Source organism: Streptomyces sp. AHA2 (genome assembly GCF_036857595.1).
Lineage (GTDB): Bacteria > Actinomycetota > Actinomycetes > Streptomycetales > Streptomycetaceae > Streptomyces.
In genome coordinates, this window is record NZ_JAUQWJ010000008.1 from 25,964 (window position 1) to 47,828 (window position 21,865).

General features: G+C 72.7%; 14 protein-coding genes and 1 tRNA gene. 5 read left to right on the plus strand and 10 right to left on the minus strand.

What is annotated here, in order from left to right:
* Nucleotides 1-38 precede the first annotated feature (38 nt).
* The 5 genes from fusA to Q5694_RS17950 form a co-directional block, all read right to left on the minus strand.
* Nucleotides 39-2,078: an elongation factor G gene (gene fusA, locus Q5694_RS17930; protein ID WP_333934118.1), complete on the minus strand. Its 2,040-nt coding sequence runs from the start codon at nt 2,076-2,078 to the stop codon at nt 39-41.
* A gap of 334 nt (nt 2,079-2,412) precedes the next feature.
* Nucleotides 2,413-3,687, minus strand: coding sequence for a patatin-like phospholipase family protein (locus Q5694_RS17935; RefSeq protein ID WP_333934119.1), 1,275 nt, complete (start codon nt 3,685-3,687; stop codon nt 2,413-2,415).
* On the minus strand, nt 3,684-4,748 hold the full coding sequence (locus tag Q5694_RS17940; RefSeq protein WP_333934120.1) for a ComEC/Rec2 family competence protein: 1,065 nt from the start codon (nt 4,746-4,748) through the stop codon (nt 3,684-3,686). The genes Q5694_RS17935 and Q5694_RS17940 overlap by 4 nt, the downstream gene beginning before the upstream one ends.
* Before the next feature lie 28 nt (nt 4,749-4,776).
* The gene (locus tag Q5694_RS17945) at nt 4,777-6,621 is read right to left on the minus strand and encodes a S8 family serine peptidase (protein WP_333934121.1); all 1,845 of its coding nucleotides are present in this window, start codon (nt 6,619-6,621) and stop codon (nt 4,777-4,779) included.
* Nucleotides 6,622-6,798: 177 nt separating this feature from the next.
* Nucleotides 6,799-6,883: transfer RNA gene (locus Q5694_RS17950), tRNA-Leu, on the minus strand.
* A gap of 142 nt (nt 6,884-7,025) precedes the next feature.
* Between Q5694_RS17950 and Q5694_RS17955 the strand changes: the two genes are divergently transcribed.
* Nucleotides 7,026-8,357, plus strand: coding sequence for a DUF2254 domain-containing protein (locus tag Q5694_RS17955; RefSeq protein ID WP_333934122.1), 1,332 nt, complete (start codon nt 7,026-7,028; stop codon nt 8,355-8,357).
* Between the two features lie 738 nt (nt 8,358-9,095).
* Here Q5694_RS17955 and sucD read toward each other — a convergent pair.
* Nucleotides 9,096-10,022 (minus strand): succinate--CoA ligase subunit alpha, encoded by a 927-nt coding sequence (sucD, locus tag Q5694_RS17960; protein ID WP_333934123.1) that lies wholly within the window; start codon nt 10,020-10,022, stop codon nt 9,096-9,098.
* Nucleotides 10,023-10,036: 14 nt separating this feature from the next.
* Nucleotides 10,037-11,167 carry an ADP-forming succinate--CoA ligase subunit beta gene (sucC, locus tag Q5694_RS17965; protein ID WP_333934124.1) on the minus strand — a complete coding sequence of 377 codons (1,131 nt, stop codon included), beginning with the start codon at nt 11,165-11,167 and terminating at the stop codon, nt 10,037-10,039.
* A 144-nt stretch (nt 11,168-11,311) separates the two neighbouring features.
* On the opposite strand from sucC, the gene Q5694_RS17970 reads away from it, so the two are divergent.
* From Q5694_RS17970 to Q5694_RS17985, 4 genes are all read left to right on the plus strand, one after another.
* On the plus strand, nt 11,312-12,994 hold the full coding sequence (locus tag Q5694_RS17970) for a thiamine pyrophosphate-binding protein (protein ID WP_333934125.1): 1,683 nt from the start codon (nt 11,312-11,314) through the stop codon (nt 12,992-12,994).
* A gap of 9 nt (nt 12,995-13,003) precedes the next feature.
* Nucleotides 13,004-14,239 (plus strand): formyl-CoA transferase, encoded by a 1,236-nt coding sequence (frc, locus tag Q5694_RS17975; RefSeq protein WP_333934126.1) that lies wholly within the window; start codon nt 13,004-13,006, stop codon nt 14,237-14,239.
* Between the two features lie 4 nt (nt 14,240-14,243).
* Nucleotides 14,244-16,388 carry an acetate--CoA ligase family protein gene (locus tag Q5694_RS17980; protein WP_333934127.1) on the plus strand — a complete coding sequence of 715 codons (2,145 nt, stop codon included), beginning with the start codon at nt 14,244-14,246 and terminating at the stop codon, nt 16,386-16,388.
* Between the two features lie 122 nt (nt 16,389-16,510).
* Nucleotides 16,511-17,890 (plus strand): OFA family MFS transporter, encoded by a 1,380-nt coding sequence (locus tag Q5694_RS17985; protein WP_333934128.1) that lies wholly within the window; start codon nt 16,511-16,513, stop codon nt 17,888-17,890.
* 79 nt (nt 17,891-17,969) lie between these two features.
* Here Q5694_RS17985 and Q5694_RS17990 read toward each other — a convergent pair whose 3' ends face one another.
* The 3 genes from Q5694_RS17990 to eboE form a co-directional block, all read right to left on the minus strand.
* On the minus strand, nt 17,970-19,163 hold the full coding sequence (locus tag Q5694_RS17990) for a sugar phosphate isomerase/epimerase family protein (RefSeq protein ID WP_333934129.1): 1,194 nt from the start codon (nt 19,161-19,163) through the stop codon (nt 17,970-17,972).
* A gap of 116 nt (nt 19,164-19,279) precedes the next feature.
* Nucleotides 19,280-20,698 (minus strand): nucleotide pyrophosphatase/phosphodiesterase family protein, encoded by a 1,419-nt coding sequence (locus tag Q5694_RS17995; RefSeq protein WP_333934130.1) that lies wholly within the window; start codon nt 20,696-20,698, stop codon nt 19,280-19,282.
* Nucleotides 20,695-21,864 (minus strand): metabolite traffic protein EboE, encoded by a 1,170-nt coding sequence (eboE, locus tag Q5694_RS18000; RefSeq protein WP_333934131.1) that lies wholly within the window; start codon nt 21,862-21,864, stop codon nt 20,695-20,697. The genes Q5694_RS17995 and eboE overlap by 4 nt, the downstream gene beginning before the upstream one ends.
* Nucleotide 21,865: the final 1 nt, after the last annotated feature.

Below are 21,865 nucleotides of genomic sequence, written 5' to 3' on the forward strand. Positions count from 1 at the left end.
CCCTCCCTCCCACCGGGTGGGCGGGAGGGGCCGTGGCGTCAGCCCGCAGGTGTCGCGGCGGTCGCCGGGGCGTAGCCGGTAGGCCGGGCGGTGAACGTGCCGCGGCCCTGGGTGCGGCTGCGCAACCGGGTCGCGTAGCCGAACAGTTCGGCCAGCGGCACGGTGGCGGTGACGACCGCCGCGCCCGCCCGGGTGACCGAACCGGTCACCCGGCCCCGCCGGGCGGCGAGGTCGCCCAGCACCCCGCCGACCGCTTCCCCGGGCACGGTGACCGTCACCTCGACGACCGGCTCCAGCAGGACCATCGCGCAGGCGCGCAGGGCCTCGCGCAGTGCGAGCCGGCCGGCCGTGCGGAACGCCGTGTCCGAGGAGTCCTTCACATGGGTCGCCCCGTCGGTCAGCGTCACGCGCAGCCCGGTCACCGGGTGCCCGCCGAGCGGGCCTTCGGCGAGCGCGTCGCGGCAGCCGGCCTCGACCGCCCGGACGTACTCCTGCGGCACGCGCCCGCCGGTCACGGTGGAGCGGAACGCGAACTGCCCCTCGTACGGTTCCACGTCGAGGACCACGTGGGCGAACTGGCCCGCCCCGCCGTCCTGTTTGACGTGCCGGAACACCAGGCCGGACACGCCGCGGCCGACGGTCTCGCGGTGGCTGACCCGCGGGCGGCCGACGTTGACCTCCAGCGCCAGTTCGCGCCGCAGCTTCTCCACCGCCACCTCCAGGTGCAGCTCCCCCATGCCGGACAGCACGGTCTGCCCGGTCTCCGGGTCGGTCCGCACGGCCAGCGAGGGGTCCTCCTCGGTCAGCCGTGCCAGTCCCGCCGCCAGCCGGCCCGTGTCACCCGCCCTGCGGGGTTCGACGGCGACCGAGACCACCGGCTCGGGTACACCGGGGGGTTCCAGCACGAGCGGGGCGTCCGGCGCGCACAGCGTCGAGCCCGCGCGGGCCGACTTCAGCCCGACGACGGCCACGATGTCACCGGCGACCGCGCGGTCCAGGGGTGCGTGCCGGTCGGCCCGGACGCGCAGGATCCGGCCGATCCGCTCCGCGCGGCCCGCGGTCGCGTCCCACAGGGTGTCTCCCTTCTCGACGGTTCCCGAGTAGATACGCAGGTAGGTCAGCCGTCCCGTCGGGGTGGCGTGCACCTTGAACGCGAGCGCGGCCACGGGCGCCGCCGGGTCGGCGGGCCGTCGCCGCCGCTCACCGGCGTGCGTGCCGGTGACGGGCGGCACGTCCAGCGGGGACGGCAGGAAGTCGACGACGGCGTCGAGCAGTGGTTCGACACCGCGGTTGCGGTAAGCCGATCCGCACAGCACGACCACGCCGTCGCCGTCCCGGGTCAGGTCCCGCAACGCGCGACGCAGGGTGCCCTCGGTGAGCGCGCCCGTCGCGCAGAACTCCTCCAGGGCGCCCGGGTGCAGCTCCGCCACGGCCTCCTCCAGCGCCCTGCGGCGTGCGGCGGCCTCCTGCCGCACGCCGCCCGGTACGGGCACCTCCTCCATGGTGCCGCCGTCGCCCCACAGCAGTGCGCGCATGCGGACGAGGTCGACGACGCCGGTGAAGGCCTCCTGCACGCCCACGGGCAGCTGCACGACCAGCGGGGCGGGGTGCAGTCGCTCCCGGACGGACGCGACGGCCGCATCGAGGTCGGCGCCCGCGCGGTCCATCTTGTTCACGAACGCGATCCGCGGGACGCCGTGCCGGTCCGCCTGCCGCCACACGGACTCGCTCTGGGGTTCCACGCCGGCCACCGCGTCGAACACCGCCACCGCGCCGTCGAGCACGCGCAGCGCACGCTCCACCTCGTCGGCGAAGTCGACGTGGCCGGGGGTGTCGATGAGGTTGACCCGGTGTCCGTCCCAGACGCAGCTGACGGCGGCGGCGAAGATGGTGATGCCCCGGTCCCGCTCCTGCGGGTCGAAGTCGGTGACGGTGGTGCCGTCGTGGACCTCGCCGCGCCTGTGCGTGGTGCCGGTGGCGAACAGGATCCGTTCGGTGACGGTGGTCTTGCCTGCGTCGACGTGGGCGAGGATGCCGAGGTTGCGGACGGCGGCGAGCGGGTTGCGGTGGGTGCGCACGGCCGGAGGCCCTTCGGTGCGAATCGGGAGGAGGACAGCGCGATTCGCCGGGTACACAGGCCGGCACGGAGATGACTGAACGTCAGCTACGTGATGCGACTTGCGGGTTCGTCCCGGTCAGCCGGTGCCGCCGCGCAGCGGGCACCGGGGCGGCCGGGACACCAGGATCACCTCGTGGCGCCGCAGGGAGGCGGCGGCGGTGTGGTCACGCACGGCCGTCTCCCTTCGTTCGTCGCGTCGGTGCACCGGGCCGGGTCGTGGGCGGCGCGGTTACGTGGGTGAGTGTAAGGAGGGGCGCGGGCCGGGAGCGAGGGATTATCCCGGCCCGCGGGGTTCACCGACGCGGTGGGCGCAGGGCCGTCAGGTCGTCGGGGAGCAGCTCCGGGTGGAAGGCGGCCAGGGCTGCGCCGCCGAGCCACCAGCCGCGGTGGACCAGGGCCCGGCACAGACCGGCGTCGAGGCGGTCGAAGACGGTGGGGACGAGCGCGAGGTGCCATCCGTCGAAAGCGGGTTGCTCGGTGAAGGCCGCGCGCCAGCGGCGCAGGGCCCCGGAGCCGTCCGCCGGGAAGTGGGTGGAGAGCTGGACGAGGACGCCCCGGCGGGCGCCGTGCGGCACCTCGTCGTCCGGGCCCACGGCCCTGGCACGCTCGAAGCGTTCGACGACGGCCCTGGTCCGCAGCGTGGTGCTCTGCCGGTACAGCAGCGAGTTGGCGCGGGCCAGGTCGCGGACCACGGGGACGCGGCCGTAGACGCCGGGGCGCAGCAGTCCGCCCGCGTTGAGGACGCACAGGAAGGTGTGGCGGTAGCGGTCCCCGTCGACGGCTTCCAGGCCGGTGTTGTCGTACGTGCCGCCGTCGAGCAGCGCGGGCGGGTGGGTGGCGCACGGGAAGGGGCGGTGGTCGAGGACGACGGGCGGGAAGGCGCCGGGCACGGCCGCGGAGGCCGACACGGCCCGGCTCAGCCGCAGTCCGGTGCCGGCGGTGGGGGCCAGGCCGATGGTGTAGTCGCCGTACACGTCGCGTTCGAAGGTGAAGCGGGCTCCGGTGGTCTGGTTGGCGGCGTTGACGATCCAGCGCACCTGCGCGTCCAGGCTCTCCAGTTCGGTGCCGCCCGGGAACCACTCGTCCAGGCGCCGGGCCAGCAGATCCGTGCGGGTGGTGGGGCCGAGGGTCCGCCACAGGCCGCCGATGAGGGCGTGTTTGAGGGAGTGGCCGGAGACGCGGTCCACGACCGGCGCGACGAGGAGGTCGTCGACGGCCCGTGCGGTGAACCCGGCCTCGCGCAGGGCGGGCCAGGCGGTGGCCAGGCAGCCGTTGGCGACCGAACCGCCGGACACGGACGAGGAGTACCGCAGCCGGGGCAGCAGCCCGGTGTCGGCCAGCAGCCGGACGAAGCCCAGTGCGGCGAGGGTGGCGCGGAACCCGCCGCCGGACAGGGCGAGTGCGACCGGCCGCGTCGTGGCGGGCGGCTCGGCGGGGCGCAGGGTGTCGCCGCAGGGGCGCGCCGTGAGGCCGGTGCCGACGGCGGGCGAGTCCACGGTCCACTGCGGATCACCGGTGGGCAGGGCGTCGGCCGGGTCCGCGACCGGGGCGTGCCGGGAGGTCGTCATGACCGGTCTCCGATCGTGATGGGCAGGGTCTGCTCCACCGGGTCCCGGACGTCGACGCCGAAGGACCGGCCGTCGGCCAGCCGCGCCAGCTCCTCCTCGGCGAAGGGGATGTGGTTGGTCAGGTGGACGACGTACTCCTCGTCCGGTTCCCGGGAGCCGACGAGCATGCGCAGGGCGTCCTCGTCGGGGTGGTGGTGGCGGACGCCGTCGGCGGAGATCACGTAGTGGTCGGCCCGCACCTGTGCGAAGAAGTCCGTGTCCACGTTGCGGCCGCTGCCGTGGTGCGGCAGCTTCAGCAGGTCGACGTGGAAGGGCTCGGGGCCGTCGAGCAGGCCCAGTTCGCGCAGCCCGGCCAGGACGCGGTCGCCGCGGGCGTCACCGGTGAGCAGGGCGGTGCGGCCCTCGTGGCGCAGCAGCAGGACGATGCTGGACAGGTTGGGCACCGAGCCGTCGGTGTACCCGGCCGTGATGACGCCGGGGTCCTGGCGCTGCTCCGCCTCGCGCCAGCGCTCCTCCAGCTCCCGCAGCGCCTGCTCGTCGGGGGCGACGACCGTGACGTCCAGGCCGGCGAGTTCGGCCTCGGCGCCCTCGGTGAGCGGGCCGCCGAAGGGGGCGTTGCCCTCCAGGCGCAGGGCGCCGGCCGCGTCGCGGATGTCCCGGCCCTGCCGGTAACCGGCCCCGACGGCGGCGTCGGTGGCGGCGCGGTCCAGCAACGGCCGTACGGAGGCGCTCAGTCCGGGGGCGCGCCGGTCGACGAGGTCCTCCACGGAGTTGAACCACAGCGCGTCCACCTCGTACGGCAGGGCGTCCCCGTCCTGCTGGGCCTGCCGCATGTCCTTGAAGAGCCGTACGAGCCCGCCGGCGTGGTCGTCGTCGACGTGGGAGAGGCAGACGACGTCGACGTGCGGCGGGTCGCCGAGCTGCCGCAGCCGTCCGCGGAGGGTGGCCCGGTAGACACCGCCCGGGCCGCCGTCGACGAGCATGACGTGTCCGCCGGAGGGGCCCCAGTGGACGAGGAAGCAGTCGCCGTGCCGGGCGTCGAGGAAATCGAAGGTGAGCATGTCGGCTCCTGGCGGGTGGAACGGTGCGTCACACGGACTGGATGGCGCGCAGCACGTCGACCAGCCCGTGGCCCTGGAAGTGGCGTTCACGGGCGAGGTCGGTCGCCGTGGCGCACAGGATGTCCTTGACGCGTTCGGGGCGGCCGAGCAGCTCCCGGTGGCGGGCCAGCAGCATGGCCGCGGCGCCGCTGACGTGGGCCGCGGCCTGGCTGGTGCCGTGCATGGCGGCGATGCCCTCGCCGGGTATGGGGCCGTCGATGTCCTCCCCGGGGGCGACCAGGTCGGGTTTGGGCCGACCGTCACCGGTGGGGCCCCGGCTGGAGAAGTAACTGACGCCGTGGCGGTGGGGATTGCTGCGGTGGGTGGAGCCGACGGTGATGACGGACTCCGCGTTGCCCGGGTCGGAGATGGAGATGTTGCGGTAGTCGGCGCCGAGGGTCCGCGCGGTGCCGGCGAAGCCGGCGTTGCCGGCGGCGGTGACGACCACGACGCCCGACCGCGTCAGGCGGTCGCACTCGACGCACACGGGTGTCCACCCGGTGGAGTGGCCGGCGACGTCGTGCGGGACGGACAGGCTGATGTTGACCCCGGCGACGATGAACCGCCCGGCCTGCTCGTTGATGTGCCGGATCGCCTGGAGCGCGGTGACGATGGAGAACTCGTCGCCTGCGCCCCGGTCGTCGAGGACCCGGAAGTCGTAGAGGCGGATGCGCGGGCAGATGCCCCGGAAGTCCAGCTCCGGCCACCAGCCGCCGATGATTCCGGCGATGTGGGTGCCGTGCTGGTCACCCGGCGGCGGCCGGGGCGGCTGCTCGGGGGACGGGGTGGTGTCGAGGGACGGCAGCGCGGCCGCCCAGTTGACCAGTCCGCCCACCAGGACGTCGGCGCCGAGTTTGCGCCGTATGCCGGTGAAGTCGAAGGAGCGGGCGATGCGGGACTCGAGCCGCTCGGGCACCGGGCCGGTGGTGTCCCAGTCGTGGAAGGCGGGGTGGCGCGGGTCGATGCCGCTGTCGACCACCGCCCAGCCGATGGAGGCGGTGTCGACGGAGAAGACCTGCTCCGCCGCGTCGGCCTTGATGGTGCGGCGCGACCGGACGACCGCGACCGTCGCCGGCCGGTTCGTCGTCACGGAGACGACCGGGTACTTCTGCCGGCGGTCGGAGCCCCGGCCGCCTGGCGTGTGCGGCCTGCGCACAGGGGTGCCGTCGACGACGGCGGCGTCCAGCATGCCGGCGAGCACGGCGGTGACGGCCTCGTGCCGGTCCAGGTCCGGCCGGGCGTCCTGGACGACGCGGTGCAGCAGCCGCAGCAGCCAGGTGACGTGCCGGCCGCGTTCCTGCCGGCGCTCCATGCTGTCGTGGATCTCGCTGGTGGCGGGGGTCCTGACGTGCCCGGCGAGGGCCGACTCGATGCCCTCGGTGCCGCTGTGCAGGGCGAGTTCGCGGGCGACGCGCACGGCACCGGCGAGGCTGGTCAGGGGCAGCACGTCGCTGACGAGTTCCTTCAGGGTGAGCTGCGCCGCGACGAAGCTGCCGGCGGCGATGGGGCGGCACGTCCGGGTCAGCGCACGGCTCTGGAGCCGGTCCAGCACCTGCTCCACGCCGAACTCCTCGCGGATCGCGAGGATCAGGTCGTGCCGCGGCCACTCCTCCCCGGGCGCGGCCTCCACCGCCCCGGGATCGGCGCCGGAGGGGCCGGCGCCGGACGGGACGGCGTCGGACGGGACGGCGTCGGAGGGGCCGGCGTCGGACGGGACGGCCTGCGGCTGGGAGAACGCCAGCCACACGTCGAAGTGGACCGGACAGTAGGTGGCCCACAGGACGGGTACGGGACCCTCCCCGTAGAACACCGTTGAGAGGTCGGCTCGGTCCATGCGGATTCCCGGTGCGCCAGGAGTGCGGCCCGCGTGGGGCGGTGGGGGACGGTGGGGACCGTCGGGGGCCTGATTCCATCGTCGGCCCTGGTCATGACCGCTGCAACCGCGTCGCGTCGCGACGCACGACAGCCCGGGCGGGCCGGGATGATCCCCGGCCCGCCCGGGCTGGTCTTGTGTCCGAGGGGGGACTTGAACCCCCACGCCCGATAAAGGGCACTAGCACCTCAAGCTAGCGCGTCTGCCATTCCGCCACCCGGACGAGGTGTCCGTCGCCTTGCCAGGGGTGTTCCCCGCGGCGACAGGCACAACAATACCAAGCTTTCGGAGTGCCCTTCACCTGCGTTTCCGTCCGCCGGGCGGGGGTCCGGGACCTCGGCGCCGGATGCCTCTAGGGTCGCACCATGAGTGACTGGATGGTGACGCCGAGTCCCTCGCGCGGGCGCCGCCCCCGAGCGCTGTCACCGCTCGGGGAGCATCTGCGGGACACGTTCTGGTTCGCCCCCACCGCGGCCATGGTGTGCGTCTTCGCCGTCTGGGCCGGGGCGCAACTGCTGGACACCGCCCTCGTGGAGGCGCTGCAGGAGGAGCGCGACTACGGCACCCTCGACGAGCTGCTGCGGTTCGCAGACGACGCGAAGGCCGTGGTGAACGCGGTCGGCTCCGCGATGATGACCTTCATCGGCGTGGTCTTCAGCATCTCGCTGGTGGCGGTGCAGATGGCGAGCGGGCAGTTCACCCCGCGGGTGGTGCGGCTCTTCGTCCGCAGCCGGATCACCAAGGCGACCTTCGCGGTGTTCCTGGCGACCTTCGTGCTGACCCTGCTGGTTCTGACCTCCTTCGACAGCGCCGACGATCCGCGTGCCGTCACGTCGGTGCCCCTGCTGCAGTCGGTGCTCACGCTGTGCATGGTCGCGCTGAGCCTGCTCCTGTTCGTCCTGTACGTGAACAGCACGCTCCGGCTGATGCGGATCAGCCATGTGATCGCGCGGATCGCCACGGAGTCCTTCCGGGTCGTGGCTGCCATGCCGGTGCCGGTGGACGACGGCGATCCGGCCGGGCTAGGTCCCGAGACCGCGTGGGTGCCGCACGAGGGCCGGGCCGGAGTGCTGCGGGACGTGCACATCGCGCGGCTGGTGCGGGTGGCGCGCAGACACGGGGTGGTGCTGCGGCTCATCCCCCGCATCGGGGACTTCTTGGTGCCCGGGATGCCCGTCCTGGCGGTGCACGGAGGACCGGCGCCACCGCGCGGGGCGCTGCGCCGCGCGGTCTCGGTGGGGGTGGAGCGGACGTATCACCAGGACCTCGGATTCGGTCTGCGGCAACTGGTGGACATCGCGCTGCGCGCCTTGTCGTCCGCGATCAACGATCCGACCACGGCGGTGCAAGCCCTGGACCGGGTCGTGCAGTTCCTGGCCGCCCTGAGCCGGCGGCCGCTGGACGCCGCCCGGCACCGGGACCGCGGGGGCGCGGTGCGGCTGGTGCAGCCCCTGCCGGGGTGGACCGAGCTGGTGGACCTGGGGTTCACGGAGGTGCGGGGTTGCGCGGCGGGAACCCCGCAGGTGTGCCGCCGGCTGCTGGCCGGTCTGGACGACCTGCTCCTGCTCGCACCACCGGAGCGCCGTGAGCCGCTGCTGCGCCACCGTGAACTGCTCCGCCTGGCCGTCGACCTGGCCGCTCCCACCCGGGCGGACCGCGCCTTCGCACTGCGACCGGACCGGCAGGGGATCGGCTGACACCGTCCGGGGCGTGTGGTGAACCGCGCCTTCTCCGGCGCCCGGCGCCGAGACCCGCAGTGCACCGCACGGACCCCGGCACCGAACGGACCCGCAGTGCACCGCACGGACCCCGGCACCGGACGCGCCCGCCTGTCACGGCAGCAGCCGGGCACTTCGGGCAGTTGCCCGGCAGCCACTCACCCGCCGGGCCCCGCGTCACCGCGCGCACCAGCAGCTCCGGACCGCCGCGGGCGAAACCAGGGCCACCGCCCGCCGGGCCCGCAGGGGCCGCTGCGAGCCGGGGCTCAGTGGAGCCGTCACGGGCCGCAGCCCAGGCCGTTACGGGCCGGGCCCGAGGGACCGCTGCGGGCCGGGGCTCAGTGGAACCGCCGCGAACCGGAACCCACGGGGACCGCCTCCGGCCGAAACCCAGGGCCGCTACGGGCCGGGGCCCCAAGGGACCGCTGCGAACCGGGAGTCACGGGGACCGTCGCGGACGAAACCCAGGGCCACCGCGCGTCGGGCCCGCAGGGACGGCTGCGGGCCGGGGCTCAGTGGGGCCACCGCGGGCCCGGACCCACGGGGACCGCCGCGAACCGAGACCCAGGGCCGCTACGGGCCGGGCCCCGGGGGACCGCCGCGGGTCCGGTTCCCCCGGTCCGGTTCCACGGGTCCGGGCTTGGACGGACCGCCCCGGGCCTGCACTCGCGCGGCCCGCTGCGTGCTCGATCGGACGGCCCCGCTGCGCGTCCGGGCTCAAACGGCCCGTTGCCGGTCCTCCAGCAGGGCCAGTACGAGCTTCGCGGTCTCGGTCGGGGTGCTGCCCACCCGCACCCCGGCCGCCTCCAGGGCCTCCTTCTTCGCCTGCGCCGTCCCGGAGGATCCGGAGACGATGGCTCCGGCATGGCCCATGGTCCTGCCCTCGGGCGCCGTGAACCCGGCGATGTAGCCGACGACGGGTTTGGTGACGTGTTCGCGGACGTAGGCCGCCGCCCGTTCCTCGGCGTCCCCGCCGATCTCCCCGATGAGGACCACCAGGTCGGTGTCGGGGTCCTCCTGGAACGCGGCCAGGCAGTCGATGTGCGTGGTGCCGATCACCGGGTCGCCGCCGATGCCGACGCACGTCGAGAAGCCGATGTCCCGCAACTCGTACATGAGCTGGTACGTGAGGGTGCCGGACTTGGAGACCAGCCCGATGCGGCCCGGCTTGGTGATGTCGGCCGGGATGATGCCGGCGTTGGACTGCCCGGGCGTGATGAGGCCCGGGCAGTTGGGGCCGACGACGCGCGTGCCGCGCCGGCGGGCGTGGTCGGTGAAGGCGACCGCGTCGTGCACGGGGATGCCCTCGGTGATGACGACCGCGAGGCCGATACCGGCGTCGGCGGCCTCGACGACGGCCGCCTTGGCGAAGGCGGGCGGGACGAAGACGACGGTGACGTCGGCGCCGGTCGCGTGCATGCCCTCGGCGACCGACCCGAAGACGGGCACGGCGGCGGAGACGGCTCCCCTCCCGTCCGGGGCCTCGGGGACTTCGAAGCCGACGGTGCGGCCGGCCTTGCGGGGGTTGACGCCGCCGACGACGTTCGTGCCGGCCGCGAGCATGCGCCGGGTGTGCTTCATGCCCTCGCCTCCGGTCATGCCCTGGACGAGGACCTTGCTCTCCTTGGACAGGTAGATGGCCATGGTGTTCCCTCCTCTCAGGCCGTGATGGCGAGTTCGGCGGCACGGGCGGCGGCACCGTCCATGGTCGGGACCTGTTCGACCAGCGGGTGCGCGCGCCGTTCGAGGACGGCGCGACCCAGCGCCGCGTTGTTGCCGTCGAGCCGCACGACGAGCGGTTTGGTCAGCCGGACGGTCTCCAGCGCCCGCACGATGCCGTCGGCGACCGCGTCGCAGGCGGTGATCCCACCGAAGACGTTGACGAGGACGGACGTGACGGCGGGGTCGGAGAGGACGACCGACAGTCCGTCCGCCATGACCTGGGGGCTCGCTCCACCGCCGATGTCGAGGAAGTTCGCCGGGCGCGCCCCGCAGCCCGCGACCACGTCCAGGGTCGACATCACGAGCCCGGCGCCGTTGCCGATGACGCCGACCTCGCCGTCGAGCTTGACGTAGTGGAGGCCCTTGGCGGCGGCCGCGGCCTCCGGTCCGTCGTCGTGCCGGGCGTCGTCCGCGCCCCACCGGGCTTGCCGGAAACGGGCGTTGTCATCGAGGGTCACCTTGCCGTCGAGGGCGAGGATCTGCCCCCGGCGGGTGCGCACGAGCGGGTTCACCTCGACCAGGAGGGCGTCCTCGCGGACCAGGACCTGCCAGAGGCGGACGAGGACGTCGGCGGTCTGCGGCGGCAGCCCGGCGGCCCCGGCGATCTCCCCCGCCTTGGCGGAGGTGACCCCGTCGGCGGGATCGACGAGCACGCGGGCCACGGCGCCGGGCCGGGTGGCGGCGACCTCCTCGATGTCCACTCCCCCCGCGGCGGAGGCGATCGCGAGGAACCGGCCGGCAGCGCGGTCCAGTACGTAGGAGACGTAGAACTCGTCCTCGACGTCCACGGGCTGGGCCAGCATCACCGAGCCGGCCGTGTGGCCGTTGATGTCCATACCGAGGATCTGGCGGGCGGTCAGCTCGGCGGCGGCCGGGTCGGCGGCGAACCGGACCCCGCCCGCCTTGCCGCGCCCGCCGGTCTTCACCTGGGCCTTCACGACGACCCGGCCGCCGAGCCGACGGGCGATCTCGCGGGCCTCCCCGGGCGCGTCGGTGACCTCGGCCCGCGGCACCAAGATGCCGTGTTCTGCGAAGAGTTGCCTTGCCTGGTGCTCGTACAGGTCCATTCCGGCTCCTGACTCGAAAGTGCCGCACGCCCCCTGGACACCACCCACCGGATGCGGGATAACAAGCTTCATACAGTATTCGTCGACTGTATGCAATGTACCGCGAGCCGCTCCCAACCCCCTACGAAGGGACAGGACTCCGCCATGCCCGACGACACCCAGGACGTGATCTCCGGTGGCCATCTCGTAGCCAAGGCCCTCAAGGCCGAGGGGGTCGACCGCATCTACACGCTGTGCGGCGGCCACATCATCGACATCTACGACGGCTGCGTCGACGAGGGCATCGAGGTGGTCGACGTCCGTCACGAGCAGGTCGCCGCCCACGCCGCCGACGGCTACGCCCGCATCACCGGCAGGCCCGGCTGCGCCGTGGTCACCGCGGGCCCCGGGACGACCGACGCCGTCACCGGTGTCGCCAACGCCTTCCGCGCGGAGTCCCCGATGCTGCTGATCGGCGGTCAAGGGGCCCTCACCCAGCACAAGATGGGTTCCCTGCAGGACCTGCCGCACGTCGACATGATGACCCCCATCACCAAGTTCGCGGCGGCCGTGCCGGACACGGCCCGCGCGGCGGACATGGTGTCCATGGCGTTCCGCGAGTGCTACCACGGCGCACCCGGCCCCTCGTTCCTGGAGATCCCGCGCGACGTGCTGGACGCCAAGGTGCCGGTGTCGAAGGCCCGCGTCCCGCGCGCCGGGGCCTACCGGGCCTCGACCCGGTCGGCCGGCGACCCGGAGGCGATCGAGAAGCTCGCCGACCTGCTGGTGCACGCCGAGAAGCCGGCCGTCCTGCTCGGCAGCCAGGTCTGGACGACCCGCGGCACCGAGGCGGCCGTGGAGCTGGTGCGCACGCTGAACGTTCCCGCGTACATGAACGGCGCCGGCCGCGGCACCCTGCCGCCCGGCGACCCGCACCACTTCCAGCTCTCGCGGCGGTACGCCTTCTCCCACGCCGACGTCATCGTGATCGTCGGCACGCCCTTCGACTTCCGCATGGGCTACGGCAAGCGGCTGGCGCCGGAGGCGACCGTCGTGCAGATCGACCTGGACTACCGCACGGTCGGCAAGAACCGCGACATCGACCTCGGCATCGTCGGCGACGCCGGACTCGTGCTGAAGTCGGTGACGGAAGCGGCCTCCGGACGGGTCGACGGCGGGGCGTCCCGGCGCAAGGAGTGGCTGGACGAGCTGCGGGCCGCCGAACAGACCGCCCTGGACAAGCGGCTGCCGAGCCTGAGGTCCGACGCCTCGCCCATCCACCCCTACCGGCTGGTCAGCGAGATCAACGACTTCCTCACCGAGGACTCCGTCTACATCGGCGACGGCGGCGACATCGTCACCTTCTCCGGCCAGGTCGTGCAGCCCAAGTCGCCCGGCCACTGGATGGATCCGGGACCGCTCGGCACGCTCGGCGTCGGTGTCCCCTTCGTGCTCGCCGCCAAGCAGGCCCGGCCCGACAAGGAGGTCGTCGCGCTGTTCGGCGACGGCGCGTTCTCCCTCACCGGCTGGGACTTCGAGACCCTCGTGCGCTACGACCTGCCCTTCGTCGGCATCGTCGGCAACAACTCCTCGATGAACCAGATCCGTTACGGCCAGGCCGCCAAGTACGGCAAGGAGCGCGAGCGGGTCGGCAACACCCTCGGCGACGTCCACTACGACAAGTTCGCGCAGATGCTCGGCGGTCACGGCGAGGAGGTCCGCGACCCCGCCGACATCGGCCCGGCCCTCCGGCGCGCCCGGGAGTCCGGCAAGCCCTCCCTGATCAACGTCTGGGTCGATCCCGACGCGTACGCCCCCGGAACCATGAACCAGACCATGTACAAGTGAGGTGCCCCGATGACAGGAACCAAGGCCCTCGACGGCATCCGCGTCCTGGACATGACCCACGTGCAGTCCGGGCCGTCGGCCACCCAGCTGCTCGCCTGGCTGGGCGCGGACGTCGTCAAACTGGAGGCGCCGACCGGTGACATCACGCGCAAGCAGCTGCGTGACCTGCCGGACGTCGACTCCCTCTACTTCACGATGCTCAACTGCAACAAGCGGAGCATCACCCTCAACACCAAGACCGAGCGCGGCAAGGAGCTCCTCACCGAACTGATCCGGCGCTCGGACGTGATGGTGGAGAACTTCGGCCCGGGCGCGGTCGACCGGATGGGCTTCACCTGGGAGCGCATCCAGGAGATCAACCCGCGCATCGTCTACGCCTCCATCAAGGGGTTCGGCGAGGGCCCGTACACCAACTTCAAGGCGTACGAGGTCGTCGCGCAGGCCATGGGCGGGTCGATGGCGACCACCGGCTTCGAGGACGGGCCGCCGCTGGCGACGGGTGCCCAGATCGGCGACTCGGGCACGGGCGTGCACGCCGTGGCGGGCATCCTGGCCGCGCTCTTCCAGCGGGAGCACACCGGGCGCGGGCAGCGGGTCAACGTGGCCATGCAGCACGCCGTGCTCAACCTGTGCCGGGTCAAGCTGCGGGACCAGCAGCGCCTGGCGCACGGGCCGCTGCCCGAGTACCCCAACGAGGACTTCGGCGACGAGGTCCCCCGGTCCGGGAACGCCTCCGGCGGCGGCCAGCCCGGCTGGGCGGTCAAGTGTGCGCCCGGCGGCCCGAACGACTACGTGTACGTCATCGTGCAGCCCGTCGGCTGGCGTCCGATCAGTGGACTCATCGGCCGGCCCGAACTGGCCGACGACCCCGAGTGGGCCACGCCCGAGGCGCGGCTGCCCAAGCTCGGCAAGCTGTTCCAGCTGATCGAGGAGTGGTCCTCGACGCTGCCCAAGTGGGAGGTGCTGGAGCGGCTGAACGCGCACAACATCCCGTGCGGGCCGATCCTGTCCACCCGGGAGATCATCGAGGACCGGTCCCTGGCCGCCAACGAGATGGTCGTCACCGTCCCCCACCCGGAACGCGGTGAGTTCGTCACCGTGGGCAGTCCCCTGAAGCTGTCCGACTCCCCCGTGGAGGTGACCGGTTCACCGCTGCTCGGCGAGCACAACGAAGAGGTCTACGTCGGCGAACTCGGCCTCGGCCACGAGGAAGTGCGCCTGCTCAAGTCGAACGGGGTGATCTGACGTGATGGCCGAGGACCGCCTGGCACGCGTGCGGGTCCTGCTGGACTCCGTACGGGCCGAGGGCCGCACCGCGCTGACCGCGCCCGAGGGCAAGGTGATCGCCGACGCGTACGGCATCGCCGTCCCCGGCGAGGAACTGGCCACCGACGTCGAGGAGGCCGTGGCGTACGCGGCGCGCTTCGGCGGACCCGTCGTGATGAAGATCGTCTCGCCGGACATCCTGCACAAGACCGACGCCGGCGGCGTCGTCGTCGGGGTCGAGGGAGCGGCGGACGTACGGGCCGCCTTCCACCGCATCGTCGAGAACGCGCGCGCCCACGACGCGGACGCCCGCATCCACGGCGTGCAGGTGCAGGAGCTGCTGCCGCGGGGCCAGGAGGTCATCGTCGGGGCGGTGACCGACCCGACGTTCGGGAAGGTCGTGGCCTTCGGGCTCGGCGGGGTGCTCGTGGAGGTGCTCAAGGACGTCACCTTCCGGCTGGCGCCGGTGGACGGCGACGAGGCGCTGTCGATGCTGGACTCCATCCGCTCCGCGGAGATCCTGCGCGGGGTGCGCGGGCAGGCCGGTGTGGACCGGTGGGCCGTCGCCGAGCAGATCCGCCGGGTGTCGCAACTCGTGGCGGACTTCCCGGACATCGCCGAGGTGGACCTCAATCCGGTGATCGCCACCGCGGACGGCGCCGTCGCGGCCGACATCCGGGTGATCCTCGCCGAGTCGCAGCCCGCGCCCCGCCGCACGTACACGCGTGAGGAGATCCTCGCCTCGATGCGCCGCCTGATGCAGCCCCGTGCGGTCGCCGTCATCGGCGCCTCCGACGTCCAGGGCAAGATCGGCAATTCGGTGATGCGCAACCTCGTCGACGGCGGCTTCGCCGGTGACATCCACCCGGTGAACCCCAAGGCCGATGACATCCTGGGCCGCAAGGCGTACAAGAGTGTCACCGACGTTCCCGGTGAGGTGGATGTGGCGGTCTTCGCGATCCCCGCCGCATTCGTGGCCGCCGCCCTGGAGGAGGTCGGACGCAAGGGCGTCCCGAACGCCGTCCTGATCCCCTCCGGCTTCGCGGAGACGGGCGAGCACGCGCTCCAGGCGGAGATCGTGTCGATCGCCGAACGGCACGGCGTGCGGCTGCTCGGGCCGAACATCTACGGCTACTACTCGACCTGGCAGGACCTGTGTGCCACGTTCTGCACGCCGTACGACGTCAAGGGCGGGGTGGCGCTGACCTCGCAGTCCGGCGGCATCGGCATGGCCATCCTGGGCTTCGCGCGGACGACGAGGACGGGCGTGTCGGCGATCGTCGGGCTCGGCAACAAGTCCGACCTGGACGAGGACGACCTGCTGACCTGGTTCGGGGAGGACCCGCACACCGACTGCATCGCGATGCACCTGGAGGACCTCAAGGACGGGCGCGCCTTCGTGGCGGCCGCGCGGGCGACCGTCCCGAAGAAGCCGGTGGTCGTGCTCAAGGCGGGCCGCACCGCGGCCGGCGCGAGGGCGGCCGGTTCGCACACGGGCGCCCTGGCCGGCGACGACGCGGTCTACGACGACATCCTGCGGCAGGCGGGGGTCATCCGGGCGCCCGGGCTGAGCGACATGCTGGAGTACGCCCGCGCGTTGCCCGTACTGCCCGCTCCCCGGGGCGACAACGTCGTGATCATCACCGGCGCGGGCGGCAGCGGTGTGCTGCTCTCCGACGCCGTGACGGACAACGGCCTGTCGCTGATGGAGATCCCGCCCGATCTGGACGCGGCGTTCCGCAGGTTCATCCCGCCGTTCGGGGCGGCGGGCAACCCGGTGGACATCACCGGCGGCGAGCCCCCGTCGACGTACGAGGCGACGATCAGGCTGGGGCTGGAGGATCCGCGCATCCACGCACTGGTGCTCGGCTACTGGCACACGATCGTCACTCCCCCGATGGTCTTCGCGGAGCTCACCGCCCGCGTGGTGGCCGAGTTCCGCGAGCGCGGCGTCGAGAAGCCGGTGGTGGCGTCGCTGGCGGGCGACGTGGAGGTCGAGGAGGCCTGCCGGTACCTCTTCGAGCGCGGCGTCGTGGCCTACCCGTACACGACCGAGATGCCGGTGGCCGTGCTCGGCGCGAAGTACCGCTGGGCGCGGGAGGCGGGGCTGCTGGGGGGCGGTACATGAGGTGAGGCAGCGGGGGGCCGGCCGACGGTGCGCGTCGGCCGGCCCCGGGACCCGCACGCGCACGAAAGGCATGGGACAGGGGGCGCCTGCCAGATCTTTCGACGCAAGGGGTGCGACACGACATGACAACGACCGATCTGCCCACCACGGTCGCCTACCGGGAGGTCACCGACGCGAACGGCCGCGTCTACCGACTCGGTGAGACCGACATCGACATCATGGGGCGCAAGCGCAAGTGGATGGTGATCCTGCCCTGGATCGGCATGATGGGCATCTCCTCCGCCGAGTACGCGTTCGCGTCCGCCGAGGACACGCTGCACGAGGCGCACCAGTGGTCCAGCGGCAGCATCTACTGGATGATGACGGCGTGGATCTTCTGCCAGGCCGCGGTCGCCTTCCCGGCGGGACGGCTGCGTGAGAACGGCAGGCTGCCGGCACGCTGGGCGATGATGCTCGGCTCGGCCGGCACGCTGCTGGGCTACCTGTCGCTGGCGTTCGCGCCGCACGTCGCGTTCGCGTTCATCGGATTCGGCGTGTTCAGCGGCATGGGCGCGGGCATGGTGTACGCGACCTGCGTCAACATGGTCGGCAAGTGGTACCCCGAGCGCAGGGGCGGCAAGACCGGCTTCGTCAACGGCGGTTTCGCCTACGGCTCGGTGCCGTTCGTCTTCATCTTCCACGGCTACATGGACGGTTCCAACTTCCGCTGGGTGCTGGTCTCGGCGGGTGTCTTCCTCGCCGCGGTCGTGGCGTTCGCCGGCTTCTTCTTCAAGGACCCGCCGAAGAACTGGTGGCCGGCCGCCGTGGACCCGCTGAACCCGCCGGAGGACCCGCGGGCCCGGCGCTCGCTGGCGAAGAACCCGCCGGCCACCAAGCAGTACAGCCCGTTGGAGGCCTGGAAGACGGGCCGGGTGGCGCTGATGTGGTTCTGTCTCGCCTGCACCTCCGGCGTGAACATCTTCGGCATCGCCTTCCAGGTCGACATCGGTGAGGAGGCGGGTTTCGCGGCGGGCGTCGTGGCCACCGCGATGTCGCTGAAGGCGATCGTCAACGGCACCGGACGCGGTGTCATCGGCTGGCTGTCCGACCTCTACGGCCGCAAGCAGTGCCTGCTCCACGTGTGCGCGATCCTGGGCCTGGCCCAGTTCGGCATCATCTGGTCGGCCGAGATCGGGAACCTGCCGCTGTTCCTGGTCTTCTCCGCCGTCTCGGGCTTCGGCGGCGGGGCCATCTTCCCGATGTTCGCGGCGATGACGGCGGACTACTTCGGGGAGAACAACAACGCCACCAACTACGGGATGGTCTACAGCTCCAAACTCGTCTCGGGACTGGGCGCGGGCATGGGAGCCGTGGTCGTCGGCGCCTGGGGCTACAACGGCGCCTTCACCCTGGCGGGCTGCATCTCGCTGTTCGCCGGTCTCGTGGCGCTGTTCCTGCACCCGCCGGGCCGCTCCAAGGACAGGCGCGTGACGCCCAACCCGCGGCCACTCGGGGAGGAGTGACCCGGCGAGGCCGGGTCGGCACGGACCGGGCGGCCCCTCCCGCACCACGCGGGAGGGGCCGCCCGGTCCGTGTCCGCGGTCAGCAGCGCCGCTTGCGCAGGGCCGCCATGTTGTCGTAGCTGATCTTGGCCTCGCGCAGCGACTGGGCGGGGTCGGTGGCGCTCGGCGAGTTGTCGTCCTCCACCATCGGGTTGCGGTAGTTGGACTGCCCGACCCGGGAGAAGAACGTCGTGTAGTCGATGTCCCCGGTGCCGAAGGGCACCATGTCCCAGCCCATGCCGTTGGTCGTGCTGACGACGCCGTCCTTGGCGTGGAACAGCGGGTAGCGCTTGTTGTGGCGGGTCACCAGTGCGGCCGGGTCGAACACGCTCCTGCGGGTGGAGCCGTCGTGGGCGGTGTACGTGTGGAACTTGTACTGGGCCACGTGGGCCCAGAAGATGTCCATCTCCAGCCACACGAGCCGGGGGTCGGTGACCTTCAGGAAGTACTCCAGCTTGCGGATGCCCGAGCTGCGGGTGGGCCGGCCCTGGTCGTCCAGCGGGCCCCCGTCGAGCAGGAAGCCGTAGGCGCTGTCGTGGTTGTGGGTGTACAGCTTGATGCCCTCGCGGCGGGCCAACTCGCCGAGCGCGTTCCACTTGTCGGCGGCCACGTCCCAGTCGGCTCGGTAGGAGCTTCCGGTGGGGTCGCCGCCGGTGCCCATGTGGTCCATGCCGAGGATGTTGGCGATCTCCAGGTGCTTTTTGAAGGTGTCCTTGTCCGCCGTGGTGAGCGGCCAGGAGGACGGGATGAAGCCGTGGTTGCCCTGGGCGCGCAGGCCGTGGTCGTCCAGCCAGGAGCGCAGCAGCCGGGCGCCCTGGACCGTCTCCAGGTTGTCGCCGCCGGGCGCGTTCGCGTGCTGGCGGTAGCCCGCGAACTCGACCTGGCGGTAGCCGTGCCGGGCCAGTTGCTTGAACACCTCGCGGAACCCGGAGGGCAGGTCGCTGCTGAGGGGGTCGCGGGCGGTGGCGTCACGGACGGTGTAGAGGATGATGCCGCGCTTGTGCGGCGGGACGAGCACCTGGCCGCGACCGCGCCCGTGGTCGTGGTCTCTGCCGCGGTCCTGTGCCAGGGCGGGGGCCGCGCCGAAGACGGGGGCCGCGACGGCTCCGGCCGCCACGGCGGTGCAGGTGGTCAGGAAGCGGCGCCGGTTCACGCCGAGGCTGCGGCGCAGCTCCTCGTCCGCAGTGGCGGAGGCGCCGGCGTCGGTGCGGGAAGGGTCGGAGTACGGGGTCACGGGTGGCCTGCCTTCTCGGTTCGTGGCCGGTTCCGGTGCGGCCGGGACCGGCCGTTGTCAGTGCCGTGTGTTTCACTCTCGGTAGTCGGATGCCGGTGGCTGCGCGTGGTGCGGTGTCAGCCGAGTCCGGCGAGTCGGAGCAGGAGTTGTTTCACGTCGGTGGCCGCGAGGCGGTCGTCGACCGCACGGGGGGTGGAGCAGATGAGGAGCGGACCGTCGTCGTCGTTCTGCGGGAGGCGGCCGTGGCTGCCCCGAACAGGTGAGGGGTCCAGCGGGACCACCGCCATGCGGTAGCGCATGCCGAGTTTCTTGCGCGCCAGCGCCGTGGCCGCCTTGACCTTCACATACGGGTCCTGGGGGTCCATGAACAGCTCGACCGGGTCGTAGCCGGGCTTGCGGTGGATCTCGACGAGCTGGGCGAAGTCGGGCGCCCGGTCGTCGTCGAGCCAGTAGTAGTAGGTGAACCAGGCGTCGGGTTCCGCCACGGCGACGAGTTCACCGGCGCGGGGATGGTCGAGGTGGTGGGCCTTCTTGCCCGCGTCGTCGAGGAGCTGCTCGACGCCGGGCAGCCCGTCGAGGGCGGCCCGGGTGGCGTCGAGGTCCTCGGGGCGGCGCACGTAGACGTGGGCGATCTGGTGGTCGGCGACGGCGAAGGCGCGGGAGGCCATCGGGTCGAGGTACTCCATGCCGTCCTGGGTGTGCACCTCGAGCAGTCCGGCGCGGCGCAGAGCACGGTTGATGTCGACGGGCCGGTTCACGCGGGTGATGCCGTACTCGGACAGGACGACGACGGTGCGGCCCTCGGCGCGGGCGTCGTCCAGGAGCGGGGCGAGCGCGGTGTCCAGGTCCGTCGCCGCCTTCAGCGAACGCGGGTCGTCGGGGCCGAAGCGCTGCAGGTCGTAGTCGAGGTGGGGCAGGTAGCTGAGCGTCAGGTCGGGGTGCCGGGTGCGCATGATGTGGCGGGTGGCGTCGATGATCCACCGGCTGGAGACGAGGTCCGCGCCGGGGCCCCAGAAGTGGAACAGGGGGAAGGTGCCGAGTTGTTCGGTGAGTTCGTCGTGGAGCGCGGGGGGCCGGGTGTAGCAGTCGGGTTCCTTGCGGCCGTCGGCGTAGTAGACGGGGCGGGGGGTGACGGTGATGTCGGTGTCGGCGCCCATGGCGTACCACCAGCAGATGTTGGCCACGGTGTAGCCGGGGTGGGCGCGGCGGGCGGCGTCCCAGACTTTGTCACCGGCGACGAGACCGTTGTGCTGGCGCCACAGCAGGACGTCGCCGAGTTCGCGGAAGTACCAGCCGTTGCCGACGATGCCGTGTTCGGCGGGCATGGTGCCGGTGAGGAAGGTGGACTGGGCGGCGCAGGTGACGGCCGGCAGGACGGTGCCGAGGGTGGCGCGGGAGCCTGTCTGGCCGAGCGCCTTGAGGTGCGGCATGTGGTCGAGCAGGCGGGGGGTGAGGCCGACGACGTCCAGGACGAGGAGCGGCACGGGGCGGCCGGAGTCCGCCGAGGCGGGGCCCGGGTGCTCGGGGGTGCTCATGGCAGCTCCTTCAGGCCGAGGTCCGTCAGCAGGTCGCGGGCGAGGGTGAGTTCGGCGGCGATGCCCTCGGCCAGTTGGGCCCGGCCCTTGGGGCGCAGTTCGGGCGGGAGGGCCTGCCAGGTGTAGGTCTCGACCTCCAGGTGGCGGGTGAGGGGGACCGGGCCGCCCACGAGCCGGCCCAGGGCGGCCTTCAGGACCGGGAGTGTGGAGGTGAGCGGGGCGGCGGGGGCCGCGTGCAGCGGGACGTGGAAGTGGGCACGCCAGGGTGCGGCGTCCGGCAGGGCGTGGCCCGCGAGGGCCTCGTCCAGGTCGTCGGTGGCGCGCAGCCCGGCGGCGGTGGCCGTTCGGGTCTGGTGCAGGAAGCGGGGTTCGGCGAAGGCGGCGAGGGCTTCGCGGACCTCCGGCAGATGGGGGTGTTCGGCGTGCAGTGCGGCCGAGAGCTGGGATTTCACGACGGGGACGCGGGCGGCGCCGAGTGCGTCCAGAGCGGTGTGCGGGTCCTCGAAGGAGGTGGCGAGGTGGCAGGTGTCGACGCAGATGCCGATGCGCTCGTGGCCGACGGCGGTGAGCGGGGCGATGGCGTCGCGGGTGGTCTCGACGACGCAGCCGGGCTCCGGCTCCAGGCCGACGCGCAGGCAGCGGCCGGTCAGTTCCTCGATGGCGTCGAGGCGTTCGGCGAGGGTGCGCAGGGCGGTTCGGGCCCGCTCCGCCCGTGTCTCGTCGTGGGCGGTGCGCCAGGCGAGGGGCAGGGTGGAGATGCTGCCGTCGGTGACGTCGTCGGGCAGCAGCCCGGCCAGGACGCGGGCCAGGGCGGTGGTGTGTTCCAGGCGCTCGGGGTCGGCCCAGTCCGGCTTGTAGACGCGGTACTTGACCTCCTCGGCGCCGAACCCCTCGTACGGGAAGCCGTTGAGGGTGACGACCTCCAGGCCGCGCCGGTCGAGTTCGGTGCGCAGGGCGCGCAGGGCGGAGGGATCGGTGACCAGGGCGTGGGCGGCGTCCCGGGCGAGCCACAGCCCGATGCCGAGCCGGTCGCGGCCGAGGCGCCGGCGGACGGGTTCGCAGTGGTCGCGCAGCTGGGCGAGGACGCCGTCGAGGGTTTCGGCGGGGTGGACGTTGGTGCAGTAGGCGAGGTGGACGGTGGTGCCGTCGGGGTGGCGGAAGCGCATG